General features: G+C 68.0%; 15 protein-coding genes. 14 read left to right on the plus strand and 1 reads right to left on the minus strand.

The window, feature by feature from the left end:
• The first annotated feature begins 46 nt into the window (after positions 1-46).
• From BOSE125_RS00810 to BOSE125_RS00875, 14 genes are all read left to right on the plus strand, one after another.
• On the plus strand, positions 47-1,150 hold the full coding sequence (locus BOSE125_RS00810; RefSeq protein ID WP_159548723.1) for an NDMA-dependent alcohol dehydrogenase: 1,104 nt from the start codon (positions 47-49) through the stop codon (positions 1,148-1,150).
• Between the two features lie 28 nt (positions 1,151-1,178).
• Positions 1,179-2,669 (plus strand): aldehyde dehydrogenase, encoded by a 1,491-nt coding sequence (locus tag BOSE125_RS00815; protein WP_159548727.1) that lies wholly within the window; start codon positions 1,179-1,181, stop codon positions 2,667-2,669.
• A gap of 20 nt (positions 2,670-2,689) precedes the next feature.
• Positions 2,690-3,874, plus strand: a complete 1,185-nt coding sequence (locus BOSE125_RS00820; protein ID WP_159548730.1) for an NDMA-dependent alcohol dehydrogenase — start codon at positions 2,690-2,692, stop codon at positions 3,872-3,874.
• Positions 3,875-3,884: 10 nt separating this feature from the next.
• Entirely contained in the window at positions 3,885-4,475 is a 591-nt protein-coding gene (locus tag BOSE125_RS00825; protein ID WP_159548733.1) for a UGSC family (seleno)protein, read from the plus strand.
• Positions 4,472-5,587, plus strand: a complete 1,116-nt coding sequence (locus tag BOSE125_RS00830) for a hypothetical protein (protein ID WP_159548736.1) — start codon at positions 4,472-4,474, stop codon at positions 5,585-5,587. Before BOSE125_RS00825 ends, BOSE125_RS00830 begins: the two co-directional genes overlap by 4 nt.
• Positions 5,584-6,447: an SDR family NAD(P)-dependent oxidoreductase gene (locus BOSE125_RS00835; protein WP_201301101.1), complete on the plus strand. Its 864-nt coding sequence runs from the start codon at positions 5,584-5,586 to the stop codon at positions 6,445-6,447. Before BOSE125_RS00830 ends, BOSE125_RS00835 begins: the two co-directional genes overlap by 4 nt.
• 13 nt (positions 6,448-6,460) lie before the next feature.
• Positions 6,461-7,642, plus strand: a complete 1,182-nt coding sequence (locus tag BOSE125_RS00840; RefSeq protein WP_201301102.1) for a zinc-binding dehydrogenase — start codon at positions 6,461-6,463, stop codon at positions 7,640-7,642.
• A 30-nt stretch (positions 7,643-7,672) separates the two neighbouring features.
• Positions 7,673-8,668 carry an amidohydrolase family protein gene (locus tag BOSE125_RS00845; RefSeq protein ID WP_159548739.1) on the plus strand — a complete coding sequence of 332 codons (996 nt, stop codon included), beginning with the start codon at positions 7,673-7,675 and terminating at the stop codon, positions 8,666-8,668.
• A gap of 148 nt (positions 8,669-8,816) precedes the next feature.
• A complete protein-coding gene (locus BOSE125_RS00850; RefSeq protein ID WP_159548742.1) occupies positions 8,817-10,604 on the plus strand; it encodes an ABC transporter substrate-binding protein in 1,788 nt (595 codons plus the stop codon).
• Positions 10,601-11,659, plus strand: a complete 1,059-nt coding sequence (locus BOSE125_RS00855) for an ABC transporter permease (protein WP_201301103.1) — start codon at positions 10,601-10,603, stop codon at positions 11,657-11,659. The genes BOSE125_RS00850 and BOSE125_RS00855 overlap by 4 nt, the downstream gene beginning before the upstream one ends.
• Positions 11,646-12,530, plus strand: coding sequence for an ABC transporter permease (locus BOSE125_RS00860; protein ID WP_159548745.1), 885 nt, complete (start codon positions 11,646-11,648; stop codon positions 12,528-12,530). Before BOSE125_RS00855 ends, BOSE125_RS00860 begins: the two co-directional genes overlap by 14 nt.
• Positions 12,531-12,538: 8 nt before the next feature.
• Entirely contained in the window at positions 12,539-13,570 is a 1,032-nt protein-coding gene (locus BOSE125_RS00865; RefSeq protein WP_159548748.1) for an ABC transporter ATP-binding protein, read from the plus strand.
• Positions 13,567-14,601 carry an ABC transporter ATP-binding protein gene (locus tag BOSE125_RS00870; protein WP_159548751.1) on the plus strand — a complete coding sequence of 345 codons (1,035 nt, stop codon included), beginning with the start codon at positions 13,567-13,569 and terminating at the stop codon, positions 14,599-14,601. The genes BOSE125_RS00865 and BOSE125_RS00870 overlap by 4 nt, the downstream gene beginning before the upstream one ends.
• A gap of 121 nt (positions 14,602-14,722) precedes the next feature.
• On the plus strand, positions 14,723-16,513 hold the full coding sequence (locus tag BOSE125_RS00875) for an ABC transporter substrate-binding protein (protein WP_159548754.1): 1,791 nt from the start codon (positions 14,723-14,725) through the stop codon (positions 16,511-16,513).
• A gap of 78 nt (positions 16,514-16,591) precedes the next feature.
• Here the strand turns inward: BOSE125_RS00875 and BOSE125_RS00880 are convergent, their stop codons facing one another.
• The gene (locus BOSE125_RS00880; RefSeq protein WP_159548757.1) at positions 16,592-16,834 is read right to left on the minus strand and encodes a hypothetical protein; all 243 of its coding nucleotides are present in this window, start codon (positions 16,832-16,834) and stop codon (positions 16,592-16,594) included.
• Positions 16,835-16,883: the final 49 nt, after the last annotated feature.

Below are 16,883 nucleotides of genomic sequence, written 5' to 3' on the forward strand. Positions count from 1 at the left end.
GGCGCCTCGTCCTCGGCGCCACCTGCCAGAAAGGGACCCCCTGAGCATGAAGACTCGTGCGGTCGTATGCCGCGAACCCGGAACGCCCTGGGAAGTCACCGAACTCGACCTCGACGAGCCGAAGGCCAACGAGGTCCGCATCAAGATGATGGCCGCGGGAATGTGCCATTCGGACGACCACATCCAGAAGGGTGATGCCGCCATGCGCATGCCCGTGGTGGGCGGGCATGAAGGTGCCGGCATCATCGATGCGGTGGGCGAGGGCGTGACCCGCGTGCAGGTGGGAGACCACGTGGTGTGCTCCTTCATCCCGGCCTGTGGCTCCTGCCGCTACTGCTCCACGGGTCACCAGAACCTGTGTGATTCCGGGAAGAACGCCGCCACCGGCGAATTCCCGGACGGCACCTTCCGTTTCCACCAGGACGGTGTGGACTTCGGCGGCCTCTGTGTGCTGGGGACCTTCTCGCAGCACACGGTGGTCTCCGAGTACTCCGTGATCCCGATCCCGAAGGACCTGCCCTTCGACGTCGCCTGCCTGGTGGGCTGCGGTGTTCCCACAGGATGGGGTTCAGCCGTCCACGCCGCCGGTGTCCAGGTGGGGCAGACCGCGGTCATCTTCGGAGCCGGCGGGGTCGGCATGAACGCCGTCCAGGGTGCGGCCATGTCCGGCGCCAATCGCGTGGTGGTGGTGGACCCGGTGGAGTTCAAGCGGGACAAGGCCCTCGAGTTCGGGGCCACCCAGGTGTTCGCCACGGCGCAGGAGGCCACGGACTTCGTCATCGAGGCCACCTGGGGTGAACTGGCCGACCACGCCATCATCACGGTCGGCAGCCTGCATGACCAGGTCATCCATGACGCCATCAACATCGTCGGCAAATCCGGCCAGGTGACCATCACCGCCGTCGGCAACGGGTCCATCAAGGAGCACCCGGGCGCGCTGATCGGCTTCCAACGCCGGATCCAGGGCGCCATCTTCGGTGGCTGCAACCCTCTGCATGACGTGCCCCGCCTGGTCAGCATGTACCAGAACGGCAAGCTCAAGCTCGACGAGCTGATCACCAACCGCTACTCCATGGCCCAGGTGAACGAGGGCTACCAGGACATGCTCGACGGCAAGAACATCCGCGGCATCATCACCATCGACCACTGAGCCAGCGCCCGAGACGGAAGAGAACACCATGACCGCAGTCATCGATCCCCAGGCCACCCTCGACACCCCGTTACTGGCGGACAACGTCCAGCTGATCGGCGGGGACTGGGTCCCCGCCGCCTCCGGCGAGACCATCGACGTCATCAATCCGGCCGATCGCGGCCTCCTGGGCCGGGTGCCCCGGAGCAACGCCGAAGACGTGGACGCCGCCGTCCAGGCCGCCGAGCGCGCCCTGCCGGGCTGGCGTGACACGAATGCCACGGCCCGTGCCGGGCTGCTGTTGCGCTGGGCATCCCTCGTGGAGGAGAACGCCCAGGTCCTGGACCAGCTGGAATCCCGCGACGTCGGCCGCCCCCACTGGGGGCCCTCGCCCCTGGCGGGGATGATCCGCTTCATCGCCGGGCAGACGGACAAGGTCCAGGGCGTCTCGCTGCCGACCTATTCGCCGGACGTCCTCGGCTTCACCCTGCGCGAGCCCTACGGAGTGGTCGGGGCCATCATCCCGTGGAACGCCCCCGGCCCGATGTTCACCAACGAGGTCGCCGCGGCGATCGCCGCGGGCAACACCATCGTCATCAAGCCGGCCGAGGATGCTCCCCTGGCACCCCTGGCCTTGGCCCGGCTCGCCATGGACGCCGGGATCCCGGCCGGCGTGATCAACGTGGTCACCGGACTCGGATCCGAGGCCGGTGCCGCCATCCCGAGGCATCCCGGAATCCGGCGTGTGGGATTCACCGGCTCGCCGGCCACGGGCTCACTCGTGATGGAGTCCTGTGCCCGGAACCTCATCCCCCTCCATCTCGAACTGGGCGGGAAATCGCCCCAGGTGATCTTCCCGGATGCTGACCTCTCCGTGGCCGCACCTGCCATCGCCACCGGCATCACCCTCAACACCGGGCAGATCTGCGCCGCGGGCTCCCGCGTGGTGGTGCATCGCAGCGTCCACCAGGAAGTGGTCGAGCGGTTGGCCGAGGCCATGCAGAAGGTCACCGTGGGTCCCTGGCACCAGCAGGTGAACATGGGCCCGTTGATCAACGGTCGCCAGCACGAGCGGGTCATGGGATACATCGAGGCCGGTAGGGCCGGCGGTGCTGATGTGGTTGTGGGGGGTGACGCGCCCTCCGGTGCCGACTACGGTGACGGATTCTTCGTCAACCCCACCCTCTTCGACAACGTCAGCCCGGACATGAGAATCGCCCAGGAGGAGATCTTCGGTCCGGTGCTCTCCGTCATTCCAGTCGACAGCGAGCAGGAGGCCATCGAGGTGGCCAACGGCGTGGACTACGGGCTGGTCGCCTCCGTGTGGACCCAGGACGTGGGCACCGCCGTCCGGATGTCCCGGGCGCTGCAGGCCGGCCAGGTGGGCGTCAACAACGCCCTGGGCGCCGGCGTCATCGGCGGCCCCTTCGGCGGCTACAAGAGCAGCGGCTTCGGCCGGACCATGGGCGCCGACGCCGTCCTCAACTGGACGCAGATCAAGACCGTCTCGATGCGTGGCGCCACGCCCGCGGCCCACTGAACGAAAGGCAGACCGACATCATGGCTATCACCACACCCACGGCGGCCAGCGACCAGCCCACCAGCGTGCGCGCCAGCGGGGGCACCATCACCACCCGGGCGGCCGTCGCCCGGGGACCCCATGACGGCTGGCAGGTCACCGACCTGCAGCTGGACCCGCCGAAGGCGCACGAGGTCCGGGTCAAGCTCCATGCCTCCGGCCTGTGCCACTCGGACCACCACATCACCGCCGGGGACGCCCCGGTCCGCTTCCCGATCGTGGGCGGCCACGAGGGCGCAGGCATCGTGGAGTCGGTCGGCCCGAGCGTCACCCGGGTGAAGCCGGGCGACCGCGTGGTCTGCGCCTACATCCCGGCCTGCGGCTACTGCCGACCGTGCTCGACCGGGCATCAGAACATGTGCGTCAAAGGGCTCAACGCCGGGACGGGCATGTTCCTGGACGACACCTTCCGGTTCCACGACGGTGACGGACAGGACGTCGGCGGGTTCTGCACCCTGGGCACGTTCTCCCAGTACACGGTGCTCTCCGAGTACGCCGCCGTCCCGCTGCCGGATGACATCCCGTTCGAGCTCGGCGCGCTCGTGGGCTGCGGCGTCCCCACCGGGTGGGGATCCGCCGTCTATGCGGCCGAGGTCCGCGCGGGGGACACCGTGGTGATCTTCGGAGCCGGCGGAGTGGGCTCCAACGCGGTCCAGGGGGCCCGCTACGCCGGGGCCAAGAACGTGATCGTCGTGGATCCCGTGGCCTTCAAGCGGGAGTCCGCGCTCGAGCTGTTCGGGGCCACCCATGCGTTCGCCACGGCCCAGGAGGCCCATGACTTCGTGGTGGAGACCACCTGGGGGCAGCTGGCTGACAAGGTCATCATCACCGCGGACGCCGTCACCCAGGAGATGGCCAACGCCGGCATCGCGATGACCGGCAAGGGCGGCAAGCTCACCATCACCTCGGTCGGCCACCTGAACGAGCAGGCCGTGACCATCCATGCCGGACTGCTCATCAGTTACCAGCGGCAGATCCGCGGGGCCCTGTTCGGTGACTGCAATCCGTTGTATGACATCCCGAAGCTGCTGGGCCTCTACCGGACCGGAGACCTCAAGCTCGAGGAACTCATCACCCGGAAGTACACCCTCGACGAGGTGAACACGGCCTACGAGGATCTGCTGGCCGGCCGCAACATCCGCGGCATCATCGTCCACGAGCAGTAGGAGCGCGTCCATGACCCAGACCATCCTCGATCCCACCGGCAGGGGGGCCCAGCACGCGGACGCCGCCGCAGGCACTGCCGGCCAGCAGGACCGTCCGACTCCGGAGCTGGCGCCCCGGCCGGCGTCGTTGGCCGGCGCCCGGATCGGACTGCTGGACAACACGAAGCACAACGCCCTGCTGTTCCTGACCGTGGTGGGGGAGCTCCTCGTGGAGGAGCACGGTGCCGCGTCCGTCGGCATCGTGGAGACCAAGAAGAACTTCTCCATCCCCGTGGACGAGGAGATCGTCTCCCGGTACCGGGAGTCGTGCGACGTGGTGGTCACCGGAGTCGGTGACTGTGGTTCCTGCAGTGCCGCCGCCGTGGCGGACGGGATCAACTTCGAGCGTGCCGGCCTGCCGGCCGCCGTGGTCCTCACCGATGCCTTCGACATCACCGGCCGCACCATGGCCGGCGTGCAGGGGGCGCCGGACTATGAGTGGATTAGGACCGAGCACCCGATGGCCGTGCTGACTGAGGAACAGGTGCGGGAACGTGCTCGCCTGCTGCTGCCGGAGATCCTGTCCACCCTGACGGACCCGGACCAGGAGGCGCGAGCATGACAGCGGCGTCCGTGCAGCACGAGCAGCCCGTTCAGTCTCTCGATCCGGTCGCCGCCCAGAGCGCGATCGAGCACGCCTACGAGCAGGGGTGGACGGACGGGCTGCCCGTGGTGCCGGCCACCCAGGACCTCGTGGACCGGTTCCTCGCGGCCGCTGGCCGCCCCGCCGGCGAAGTGCTCAGCCACCTGAAGCAGGTCGACCGCACCGTGACGGTCGAACTGCTGGCCATCAACGCGGCCATGGCAGGCTGCCGGCCGGAGTACTTCCCGGTGGTCCTGGCCGCCTGGCAGGCGCTCTCCCAGGAGCGGACCACCGGTGGCGGCGGCTGGCAGTCCACCAGTGGACCGGCCCCGTTGATCATCGTCAACGGACCGCTGCGCCAGGAACTCGGATTCAACAGCACCGGCGGGGTGTTCGGGCCCGGCTTCCGGGCCAATGCCACCGTGGCCAGGGCCATCGGCCTCACCGTCCGCAACGTGTACGGGATCCGCCCGCACGAGCTCGAACAGGCCACGCAGGGCCTGCCCGGGCGGTGGTCCATCTGCCTCGCGGAGAACGAGGAGGAAAGCCCCTGGGCACCTCTTGCGGAAGACCTCGGGATCAGCGGCAACGCCGTGACATCCACGTTGTTGCGCACCAGCGAGTTCGTGGACAACCGGCATACGTCCGATCCGGCGCAGTTGCTCGCCGACTTCGCCGACACCATCGGCCGTTCCGGCCCGTGGATCTTCAGGAATGCCGGCGCCGGAGTGGTGCTGTGCCCCGAGCATGCCAACCAGCTGGCGAAGGCCGGGTTCTCCCGTACCGACGTGGCGGCCTGGCTCGCCGAGCACGCCGGACGCACCACGGGACAGCTCGCCGCCGTGGGCAAGGACCGGGCCAACGAGAACGGAGTCCGGTTCCCGGGGGCCACCGGGGACACCACAGACCCGGAACAGTTCCAGCGCACCATCGCCGACCCGGCCTCCATGATCGTGGCCGTGGCAGGGTCCCGCAACGCCGGGATCTCCATGGTGGTGCGGTACTTCGCCGACTGGTCCGGGAAGCCCGTGGCCATCACCACCGGAACACCGGAATCCACCGGCACGTCACCACAGAAGGACGATCGATGACCAGCACTGACGTCGAGGAACGACTGGCGGGCACACCGCTGGAGGATCCGCTGGCCGCTCAGGGCACCGCCCGGATGGCCGGGCGCCGAGCCCTCGTCACGGGGGCCGGACAGAACGGGGACCTGCCCGGCGTCGGGTACGGCATCGCCCGGCTCCTGGCGGCCCGCGGCGCCTCCGTGGTGGTGCTGGACCGCAGCGACGAGGCGGCCCAGCGCACCGTCGACCGGATCACGGCCGAGGGCGGCACGGCCCATGCCCTGACCGCGGACGTGACCACCGACGCCGCGTGTGAGCAGGCCGTGACCGAGGCCACCGGACTCCTCGGCGGATTGGACACCCTGGTGAACAACGTGGCGAGCGGGGACCGGGCGGGGATCTTCGAGGTCACCCCCGAACGGCTCGACGAACTGATGAACATCAACTTCACCTCCGCCTGGTCCGTCACCCGCCACGCGGTGCCCCACCTGCCCCCGGGCAGCGCCATCCTCAACATCTCCTCCGTGGGCGTGAGCGCTCGCGGGCCCGGAATGCCGTACTGCGTGGCCAAGGCCGGGCTGGAGAACTTCAGCGTGGGAGCGGCCTCCACGCTCGGACCGCAGGGCATCCGCGTCAACTGCATCGAGGTGGGGGCCATCTGGGGCTCCTTCGCCGCCGCCAACATGGACGAGCGCTTCCGTGAGGCTCGCCGGGAGAGCACCACCCTGAAGAAGGAGGGCAGCGCCTGGGACATCGCCCATGCCGCCGCCTTCCTGCTCAGTGACGAAGCCCGGTGGATCACCGGCCAGATCCTGGCGGTGGACGGCGGCCCCTTCGGGCGCAGCGGTCCCGCCACCCCACCCGTGGCCACCGTGGCCCGCTAAGGAGAGACTGACGATGACACAGCGTTTGCATGACCACCTGCCGGACACCGTGAGGGCCGTGGTCCAGACCGGACCCAGCGCCCTCGAGATCCGGGAGTTCCCCCGGCCGGTGATCGGACCGGACGACGGCCTGATGAGGGTTGAGGCCAACGGCATCTGCGGTTCGGACGTGGAGATCTTCCGCGGCCATCTCCAAGGCAGGTCCAGGCCGCCCTTCATCCCCGGGCACGAGCCGCTGGGCATCATCGAGGAACTCGGCGAACGTGCTGCCGAGCGGTGGGGCGTCCAGGTGGGTGACCGCGTGGCCCTCGAGGTGATCGTGCCGTGCCGGTCCTGTGCCGACTGCCTCGTGGGCCGCTACCAGGCCTGCCGCAACAAGCAGAACGGCCATGGCGTCACTCCGGTGGACGTGGAGCCGTCCCTCTACGGTGGTTTTGCCGAGTACCTGTACCTCTCGCCCAACGCGGTGATGCACAAGATCGACCCGTCCCTGCCCATCGACATCGCCGCCATGTACAACCCCCTGGGAGCCGGGGTCCGGTGGGCGGTGGACCTGGGCGAGGTCGGCCTGGGGGACACCCTGGTGGTCCTCGGGGCCGGCCAGCGAGGGCTGGCCGCCGTGATGGCAGCCAAGGCCGCTGGCGCCCGCACGGTCATCATCACCGGGCTGGAGTCCGACCGGCACAAGCTGGCGGTCGCCGAGGAGCTGGGTGCGGACCACACCGTGGTGGTGGACGGGCCGGCCGGCCGGGACATCGTCGAGGCCGTCACGGAGATCACCGGCGGCCGGATGGCGGATGTCTCACTGGACCTGACTCCCATGGCGGCCGGACCGGTCACGGACGCCCTGAAGGTCGTCCGCCACGGCGGCCGCGTGGTGCTGGCCGGGCTGAAGGGCGGGCGCGAGATACCGCTCAGCACGGACCTGCTGATCAACCGGGGACTCACCGTCCGGGGTGCCTACGGCGTGGACTCGGCGGCCAACGAGAAGGCGATCGCCCTGCTGGAATCCGGGCGCTTCCCGCTGGAACGCCTGCACACCCACACCTTCGGCCTGGAACAGGTGGCCGAGGCCATCGAGACCCTCGCCGGAGACCGTGAGGACAAGAGCGCCATCCACGTCACCGTCCAACCCCATCTCGGCCGAACCCTTGATCCGGTGGTGGCGCCGCACCTCCTGACCACGAGCCACTGAGTCATCCCCGAACGGGAGAAGGACACCCCCATGATCATTGACGCCCATGCCCACGTGCTGCCAGACGGCTACCCCGAAAACGCCCCGTCCTGCTTCCCCTCCATGGAGTCCGTGGCGGGTTCCACGGACCGCACCCTCGCCTTCGGCGAGATGCGGTTCCGGGCCAAGGACGTGTTCTTCGCCGCCGAACGGCGCCTTGAGGCGCAGGACGCCTCGGGCGTGGACCGGGAGGTGGTCAGCCCGATGCCGCCGCTGCTGAAGTACGACCTCCCTCCGGCCGACGGCCTGGCCCTGGCCCAGCACGTGAATCACTTCACCGCGGAACTGTGCGGCCATGACCCGGATCGGCTGACCGGTCTCGGCATGGTGCCGTTGCAGGACCCGGACGCCGCCACCGGCGAACTGGCCGCGATCAAGGAGGCCGGTCTGGCCGGCGTCGAGATCGCCTCGAACATCCTGGGGGACTCGATCGGGCACGAGAGGTTCCTGGGCTTCTTCCAGGAGGCTGAACGGCTCGGCCTGTCCGTATTCGTCCACGCCATGCCCGCACCCATGAACCGGCTGCCGCCGTCCGCCATGGGGACCTATGTCGTGGGGGTGGAGGGCATGTTCGCGGCCGGTTCCATGGTGCTGGGCGGCACGGCCGCCGCCTGCCCGGACCTACGCATCTCCTTCAGCCATGCCGCCGGGGGCTTCGCCATGATGCTGCCGCGGGCCAACTACTTCTGGGGCGGCGCCTGGAACGAGGGTCCGGTGGACCTGGACCGGGCCGTGATGCACGACGACGGCCCCTCGCCTCTGGAGATCGCGCGGCGGTTCTACTACGACTCGATGGTCTTCGACCACCGGGCGCTGCGCTATCTCATCGACCTGCTCGGAGCCGACCGGCTGATGGTGGGATCGGACTTCCCCGCGATGCTCCGCGAGGACCCGGTGGCCAAGACCTTGCGTGACATGGATCTGCCCGCGGAGCAGTGGGAGGACATCAGCTCACGCAACGCCCTGCGCTGGCTGGGAGAGGGCTGACCGGCCACCTGTCCTGATGGCTTCCGACTGGCTTTCACCCGATGGAATTCACCTGTGAGCGACTCTCTGACTGGGCCAGACTTCTTGCAAGCGAGATGTGCTGTAGGTCACATCCCGGTCCTGTCGTCCACCACTGTGGGGAGTCGTCATGAGCTGTAGACCACGCCAGAAGGGCCCGCGCCGCGGGGTCCTGGGAACCGTCGCCCTGGCGTCGAGCCTGGGCCTCGTCCTCGCCGGCTGCGGAGCCGGGGATGCCGGCACCAACGCCTCGGACAACGGGGAAGCCGCCGTGGGTGAACCGCAGTCCGGCGGTGACCTGACGGTGCTCCTGGACGCCGGGTACTCCGGCGGCTGGGACACCGGGCTGGACCCGGCCACCTCCAACTCGGTGGGGGCGAACCAGTCGCTGAACTCGGCGATCTTCGGAGGACTGTTCACGCTCGAGGCGGATGAAAACGGTGAGAACGCCGAGATCGTTCCCCACCAGGCCGAGAGCTATGAATTCTCGGAGGATGGCTTGACCCTGACGGTGAAGCTCCGGGAAGGCATCACCTTCTCGGACGGGACGCCCATGGACGCCGAGGCCGTCCTGTGGAACTGGATCCGCAACCTCAGCTCGGGGAGTACAGGAGCCCCGCAATTGGACCTGGCCCAGGACCTGCCGGTACCGGAGCTGGACCAGCAGTTCCTGGACGATCTCTACGCGGCCCTGCCCGAGGACGTGGACCAGGAGTTGATCGAGCAGCGGCTGGGAGCCATCCGTGCCGTGGATGACGTGACGCTGGAGATCCAGCTGGCCACGGCGAACGGCGCCCTCGTGAACGCCATGCCCTACAACAACCTGAACCTCATCGCCTCGCCGACGGCGTATCAGGAGATGGGTGCCCAGGAGTTCAGTCAGGCCCCGGTTGCGGCAGGTCCGTTCACGGTGGAGGCCAACCGCATCAGCGAACGTCTGGACCTGGACAAGAACGAGGACTACTTCAAGGACGGTCTGCCGTACCTGGACGAGCTGTCCTTCCAGTCCGTGGCCGGAGACCAGGTCATGTATCAGACGTTGCAGGCCGGCCAGGGGGATGCCATCGAAGGTCTGAGTTCCCTGACCCTGATCGAGCAGGCCCAGTCCAATCCGCAGGTCACCACCACCCTTGGGGCGCCGACCTCTCCGTACGTGATCCAGCTGAACACGCGTCAGGCGCCGTTCGACGACAAGAAGGCGCGGGAGGCGATCTACTACGCCACGGACTTCGAGGCCATCAATGAAGGACTCTTCGGAGGTCAGGGTGACATGTCGCAGTCCTTCACCGCGTCCGGCGGCCTGTTCCACCAGCCGGAGGTCGACGGGTACCGCACCTACGATCCGGCGAAGGCCCGGGAGCTGGTCGAGGAGATCGGCGGGCTCACGGTGGAGCTGGGCACCACGGACATCGTGACCGCCCGTCAGGTCACCACGGCGCTGCAGACCCAGTGGCAGGAGGCCGGGATCGACGTCACGATCGACTCCAAGCCCCTTGGCGACGTGATCACCAAGTTCGGCACCGGGGAGTGGGAGTCCATGCTCCAGACCGCGGGCGCGTGGGACCCGGCTGCCGGGATCGGCGTGGCCGTCCGCTTCGGCTCCACCTCCACGTACAGCGGCACTCCACTGCCGGAGGGAGCCAGCACCGCGGCCGAGGCCCTGGCCGGCGGGCTGCAGACCGACCTGGACCAGGTCATCCAGGACGCCGCCGGCACGGTGGACGAACAGGAACGTGAACAGCTCTACCAGCAGGCCGCGAAGATGATCTCCGACGAGGCCTATGGCCCCTTCGGCATCGCCTTCTCCCCGGCCCAGGTGGTCCGCAAGGGCGTCCACGGCCCCGGGCTCACCACCCCGATTCCTGCCCTGGCGGTCAATCCGGGGGTCATCTACGAGCGCGTGTGGGTTGAACAGTGACTGACACCGCCGTCCACCCGCACGCGGCCCGGCCGGAGGGGACTGAACCGCCAGGCAAGCAGAGACGCAGGGACACCCGGGGCACCGGCGGCGGCTCGCCCCTGCTGAGGCTGTTCGGCCGCCGCCTGCTGATGACCATTCCGCTGCTGCTGGCCATCAGCGTCCTGGTCTTCGTGCTGCTGGAGTTGATGCCGGGAGACCCGGCGCGCAACCAGGCCGGCATGGATGCCTCCGAGGAGCAGGTCGAGGCAGTCCGTCAACGGATGGGCCTGGACCGGCCCGCTCCGGAGAGATACTTCGGCTGGCTCTTCGGCCTCTTCCGCGGGGACCTCGGCCAGTCTTCCGTCAGCGGCCAGTCGGTGGCGGACATGATCGCCGATCGCGCTCCCGTCACCCTGGAGCTGGTCGTCCTCGCCTTCGTGGTCTCCCTCGGGATCGCGATCCCGGTGGCCCTGATGGCCGCACGCAAGCCCGGCGGGCTGTTCGACCGGGCCACCATGGTGGTCGCCATGACCATGTTGGCGGTTCCGAACTTCGTGCTGGCCATGCTGCTCGTCCTGGTCTTCGCCATCACGTTCCAGATGCTGCCCGCCATCGGGTTCGTCCCGCTGGAGGACGGGCTGGTGCCCAACCTGAGATCGGTCGCCATGCCGGTCCTGGCCCTGGCCGTCCCCCTGGCGGCCTTCTATACCCGTTTCCTGCGCGGCGACCTCGTCGAGCAGATGAACTCCGCCGACTACGTGGACACGGCCCGGTCCAAGGGCGTCCGCCCCGGGATGGTCCTCTGGCTCCATGCCTTCCGCAATTCCTCCTTCGGGCTGCTGACCATCGTGGGCCTGAACATCGGCACCCTGGTGGGTGGCACGGTCATCATCGAACAGATCTTCGCGATGCCGGGGATGGGCATGATGATGCTGGAGGGTGCCATGTCCCAGGACGTGGCCGTGGTGCAGATGTGCGTGTTCATCTTCGCGGCCGTGGCCGTGCTCGCCAACCTCGTCGTCGACCTGATGTATGCCGTCCTCGACCCAAGGATCCGTTATGGCAGTCACTGAAGCCCCCGCAGTCCTCGCCGCGTTGCCCGAGGTTCACGACGATTCCGACCTGCGCTGGGGCCGCCTGCGCCAACGGCTGGTGGTCGGCCTGCCGGTGGCCTTCGTCAGTCTGCTGCTGTTGGCCTGCTTCGTGGCCCCGTACGTGTTTCCCGTACCGGCCCCGGTCGGCGGCAGCATCCTGGAAAGCGCCCTGCCGCCGGGCAGCCCCGGCCATCTGCTGGGCACGGACATCAACGGCAACGACGTGCTGGCCCGGTTGCTGCACGGTGGCCAGTCGTCGCTGATCGTGGCCATCTCCGTCAACTTCATCGGACTCGCCGTCGGCGGGGGTATCGGGGCCTTGTCCGGCTATGTCGGCGGCCGGGTGGACAACCTCATCATGCGGGTTCTCGACGTGTTCATCGCCTTCCCCTCCCTGGTCCTCACCATCTTCATCGCCCAGGCCCTGGGGCCGAGTATCCCGAACACCATCCTGGCGCTGTCCGCCTTCAGCATCCCGGCCGTGGCCCGAGTGGCCCGCTCGGCCACGCTGAGGGTGATGACCATGCCGTACCTGCAGGCCGCCGAGCTCAGCGGAAGCCCGGCCTGGCGCATCCTGCTGCGGCATGTGGCGCCGAACATCACCCCGCAGATGCTGAACTTCGCCATGCTCGGCATGGGCATCGTGATCGTGACGGAGGGCGCCCTCAGCTTCCTCGGCCTCGGTATCCCACCGCCCGCACCGAGTTGGGGGAACATGATCTTCGAGGGCCAGCAGTCAATGTCCGCCACACCACTGCTGGTGCTGTGGCCCAGCCTGGCCCTCCTGGCCACGGTGCTGTCCTTCAACCTGTTGGGTGAGAACATCCGCGACGAGATGAGTGGGCGATGAGCACGACCATGACCATCACACCAGAACCGGCCACCTCCGACGGGATCGGAGACAAGCCGGTCCTCAGGGTCAGAGACCTGCAGGTCACGTTCACGCGCGCCGGCAAGCGCATCCGAGCTGCCAAGGGAGTGTCCTTCAACGTCCGGCCCGGGAAGATGCTGGCCATCATCGGTGAATCGGGCTCCGGCAAGTCCGTCACCGTCCGAGCCCTGATGGGCCTCTTGCCGCCCAGCGCCAAGGTCTCGGGGTCCGCGGACCTCGACGGCAAGGAACTGGTAGGCCTGAGCGACCGGAAGATGCGGTTGGTGCGAGGCCAGGAGATCTCCATGGTCTTCCAGGACCCGGCACGCTCCTTGAACCCGACCATGTCGGTCGGTGCGCAGATCGTGGAATCGGTCCGGACGCATCGAACCGTCAGCCGCAAGCACGCTGCCGAGAGGGCCATCGAACTCCTCAAACTCGTGCGGCTGCCGGCTCCGGAGAAGCGGTTCCACCAGTATCCGCACCAGCTCTCCGGCGGCATGCGCCAGCGCGTCATGATCGCCATCGCGCTGGCCTCCGACCCCAAGGTGCTGATCGCGGACGAGGCGACCACGGCCTTGGACGTGACCACACAGGCCCAGATCATGGAGCTGTTGGTGGACCTGCGCGAACGTCTGGGGACCGCGGTCATCATGATCAGCCACGATCTGGGACTGGCCGCCAGCTATGCCGACGAAGTGCTCGTGATGTATGCCGGCCAGGTGGTGGAGCAGGCCGAGACCTCGGAACTCTTCGCCAACGTCAGGATGCCGTATACCCGCGCCCTCCTGGAAGCCATTCCCCAGGTGTCCCGGCCCTCCCACTCGGCCTTGACCGTCATCGGCGGGCACCCGCCGGATCCCTCCCAGCGGATCGAGGGCTGCCCGTTCCGGCCGCGATGCGTCCGGGCGACCGAGACCTGCATCACGGCACCGGCACTGCTGGAGCATGACGCCGGCCACTGGTACGCGTGCTGGCATCCGGTGACCGGCGATCCCCGAGAGGAGACTGAGTCATGAACGAACCGTTGCTGTCCGTCAGGAACATCGTCCAGGAATTCGAGAGCCGTGGACCCGGGGGAGTGAAGGAGGGCGTGGTCCATGCCGTCTCCGACATCTCGTTCGACCTGATGCCCGGCGAGACCCTGGGGATCGTGGGGGAGACCGGTTCGGGTAAGTCCACCCTGGCACGTGCCGTGATCCAGGTGGACCGGCCGAAGTCAGGATCCGTCGTGTTCAGGGGCGAGGACCTCACCGGGCTCAGCCGCAAGGAACTGAAGAAGGTCTGGTCCAATTTCCAGATGGTCTACCAGGACCCCTTCAGCTCCCTGAACCCGCGATGGCGGATCGAGGACGTGGTGGCCGAACCACTGGACAGCCACCGCTCGCTGAGCCGGCCGGAACGGCGGGCGAAGGTGCGGGAGCTCCTGGACCTCGTGGGCCTGGACCCGGACACCTACCTGCGGCGCAGGCCCATGGAACTGTCCGGCGGACAGGCTCAGCGCGTCGCGATCGCCAGGGCCATCGCCCTGGACCCGGCGGTCATCATCTGCGACGAGGCCATCTCATCCCTGGATGTCCTGATCCAGGCACAGGTGATCAACCTGTTCGAGAAGCTCCGCGTCGAACTGGGGCTGTCCTACCTCTTCATCGCCCACGACCTCGCCACGGTGAAGCAGGTCAGCGACAGGGTCGCGGTGCTTTATCTCGGCCAGTTGGCGGAGATCGCCCCCTCGGACCGGATGTACGAGGCACCGCGCCACCCCTATACGCGTGCACTGCTGGACTCGGTTCCCGGTCTCGACCCGGAGACCGGCGTGGCCAAGCGGCCCATCACCCTGCCCGGTGACGTCCCGAGCCCGTTGGATCCGCCCTCGGGTTGCCGGTTCCGCACCCGCTGCCCCTTTGCCCAGGATGTCTGTGCGGCGGTGGAGCCGAAGTTGGAACCGTGTTCCGGCGGTGGCTACGTGGCCTGTCATTTCCCCCTGGACGACGACGGGCTGCCCACCAACGGGCATCCGGAGGGCACCAGGGCTGCCCTGCCCGCGTAGCACCTTTCGTCCGACGGAAGGTGCATGGTAGCCGCCGTCCACCTGGGACAGACTTCCGTGAAGCCAATGTGACGTGAGTCACTACGGCTGATCCTCCATCACCGTCCTCTTGGGAGTCGTCATGAATAGCTTGCCCCGCCAGAAGGGTCCGCGCCGCGGGCTCATCGGCACCCTGGCCCTGGCGGCCAGCCTCAGTCTCGTCCTCGCCGGTTGTGGTGGGGGAGAACCCAACGCGGAAGGCGAAGCCGGTGAAGCCGCCGCCACCATGGGCGAGCCGCAGACCGGCGGTGATCTGACGGTGCTGCTCGATGCCGGCTTCGCGGGCGGGTGGTCCACAGGTCTGGACCCGGCCACCTCCAACACGGTCGGAGCCAACATGCCTCAGAACGCGGCGATCTTCGGTGGGCTGTTCACCCTCGAAGCCGATGAGAACGGCCAGAACGCGGAGATCGTACCGAACCAGGCCGAGAGCTATGAGTTCTCGGAGGACGGGCTGACCCTGACCGTGAAGGTCCGGGAAGGCATCACCTTCTCGGACGGTTCCCCGTTGAACGCCGATGCGGTGGTGTGGAACTGGATCCGTGCGCTGAGTTCCGGCAGCACGGGTACGCCACAGCTGGACCTCGATCTCACGCGGGACATGCCGGACCTGGACCAGCAGTTCCTGGACGACCTCTACGCGGCCCTGCCCGAGGACGTGGACCAATCCGTGATCGAGCAACGGCTGGGAGCCGTCCAGGCCGTGGACGATCTCACCTTCGAGATCCACTTCTCGGTGGCCAACGGTGCCTTCGTCAACGCGATGCCATCCACCAGCCTGAACTTCATCGGCTCACCCTCGGCATACCAGGAGATGGGCGCGGACCAGTACAGCCAGGCACCGGTCGCGGCTGGTCCGTTCACCGTCGAAGCCAACCGGTTGTCCGAACGGCTGGAGCTGACGCGGAACGAGGAGTACTTCAAAGACGGCCTGCCGTACCTGGACGAGTTGTCCTTCCAGTCTGTTGGCGGCGACCAAGTGCTGTATCAGACGCTGCAGGCCGGCCAGGGCGATGCGATTGAGGGTCTGAGCTCGGTCACGCTGATCGAGCAGGCCCAGGAGAACCAGAACTTGACCACCACACCCGGCGCACCCACCTCTCCGTACGTGATCCAGCTGAACACGCGCCAGGCGCCGTTCGACGACAAGAAGGCGCGGGAGGCCATCTACTACGCCACGGACTTCGAGGCCATCAACGAGGGACTCTTCGGCGGTCAGGGTGACATGTCGCAGTCCTTCACCGCGTCCGGCGGCCTGTTCCACGAACCGGAGGTCGAGGGGTACCGTACCTATGATCCGGAGAAGGCCCGGGAGCTGGTCGAGGAGATCGGCGGGCTCACCGTTGAGCTGGGCACCACGGACATCGTGACGGCCCGTCAGGTCACCACCGCGCTGCAGACCCAATGGCAGGAAGCCGGGATCGACGTCACGATCGACTCCAAGCCCCTCGGCGACGTGATCACCAAGTTCACCAGCGGCGAGTGGGAGTCCATGCTCCAGACCGCGGGCGCATGGGAGCCCGCCGCCGGGATCGGCGTGGCCGTCCGCTTCGGCTCCACCTCTCCATTCAGCGGCACTCCACTGCCGGAAGGCGCCGAGACGGCGACCCAGGCGCTGGAGGAGAACCTGAACACCGAGCTCGATGAGGTGCTGACGAATGCGGCGTCCACCGTGGACCAGGAGGAGCGCGGCAAGCTGTACAAGCAGGCCGCGAAGATGATCTCCGACGAGGCCTACGGTCCGTTCGGGATGGCCTTCTCCCCGGCCCAGGTGGTCCGCAAGGGCGTCCACGGACCCGGACTCACCACGCCCATTCCGGCCCTCGTGGTCAACAGTGGGGTCCTGTATGACCGGGTCTGGGTGGAGCAGTGATGCCACTCCGATGAACACACCGCCACACACCGCCGGCCGGGGGCTTTGCCCCCGGCCGGCGGTGTGTTCAGACCGGAATCAGACCAGCTGGCCGTCGTCGCCGATCTCCGTGGGGTAGGTGATGTCGATGGAGTCTGCGGCGGTGCCGGTGGCGTTGGAGAGCATGGCGGCCATCAGGTTCTTCGGCACCAGGCAGTCCCCGCAGACTCCGTCCTCGGCACGGATGCGGGCCTCGAGCCGGTCGCCGGACTCGTCGATCGTCAGGATGTAGCCGTCCGCGGCCAGGGTCTGGCGCAGGTCTTCGAGGGGCTGGGCGGTCATGGTTCCTCCGATGGGTGGTGGGAGCTGAGGCTCCGGTGCCGGGTCAGCT

The sequence above is a fragment of the Citricoccus sp. K5 genome (genome assembly GCF_902506195.1).
In the GTDB taxonomy this organism is placed as follows: Bacteria; Actinomycetota; Actinomycetes; order Actinomycetales; family Micrococcaceae; genus Citricoccus.

Coding starts and splice junctions, on each gene's coding strand:
- BOSE125_RS00810 (WP_159548723.1), top strand. CDS start 47: ATGAAGACTCGTGCGGTCGTATGCCGCGAACCCGGAACGCCCTGGGAA.
- BOSE125_RS00815 (WP_159548727.1), top strand. CDS start 1,179: ATGACCGCAGTCATCGATCCCCAGGCCACCCTCGACACCCCGTTACTG.
- BOSE125_RS00820 (WP_159548730.1), top strand. CDS start 2,690: ATGGCTATCACCACACCCACGGCGGCCAGCGACCAGCCCACCAGCGTG.
- BOSE125_RS00825 (WP_159548733.1), top strand. CDS start 3,885: ATGACCCAGACCATCCTCGATCCCACCGGCAGGGGGGCCCAGCACGCG.
- BOSE125_RS00830 (WP_159548736.1), top strand. CDS start 4,472: ATGACAGCGGCGTCCGTGCAGCACGAGCAGCCCGTTCAGTCTCTCGAT.
- BOSE125_RS00835 (WP_201301101.1), top strand. CDS start 5,584: ATGACCAGCACTGACGTCGAGGAACGACTGGCGGGCACACCGCTGGAG.
- BOSE125_RS00840 (WP_201301102.1), top strand. CDS start 6,461: ATGACACAGCGTTTGCATGACCACCTGCCGGACACCGTGAGGGCCGTG.
- BOSE125_RS00845 (WP_159548739.1), top strand. CDS start 7,673: ATGATCATTGACGCCCATGCCCACGTGCTGCCAGACGGCTACCCCGAA.
- BOSE125_RS00850 (WP_159548742.1), top strand. CDS start 8,817: ATGAGCTGTAGACCACGCCAGAAGGGCCCGCGCCGCGGGGTCCTGGGA.
- BOSE125_RS00860 (WP_159548745.1), top strand. CDS start 11,646: ATGGCAGTCACTGAAGCCCCCGCAGTCCTCGCCGCGTTGCCCGAGGTT.
- BOSE125_RS00865 (WP_159548748.1), top strand. CDS start 12,539: ATGACCATCACACCAGAACCGGCCACCTCCGACGGGATCGGAGACAAG.
- BOSE125_RS00870 (WP_159548751.1), top strand. CDS start 13,567: ATGAACGAACCGTTGCTGTCCGTCAGGAACATCGTCCAGGAATTCGAG.
- BOSE125_RS00875 (WP_159548754.1), top strand. CDS start 14,723: ATGAATAGCTTGCCCCGCCAGAAGGGTCCGCGCCGCGGGCTCATCGGC.
- BOSE125_RS00880 (WP_159548757.1), bottom strand. CDS start 16,834: ATGACCGCCCAGCCCCTCGAAGACCTGCGCCAGACCCTGGCCGCGGAC.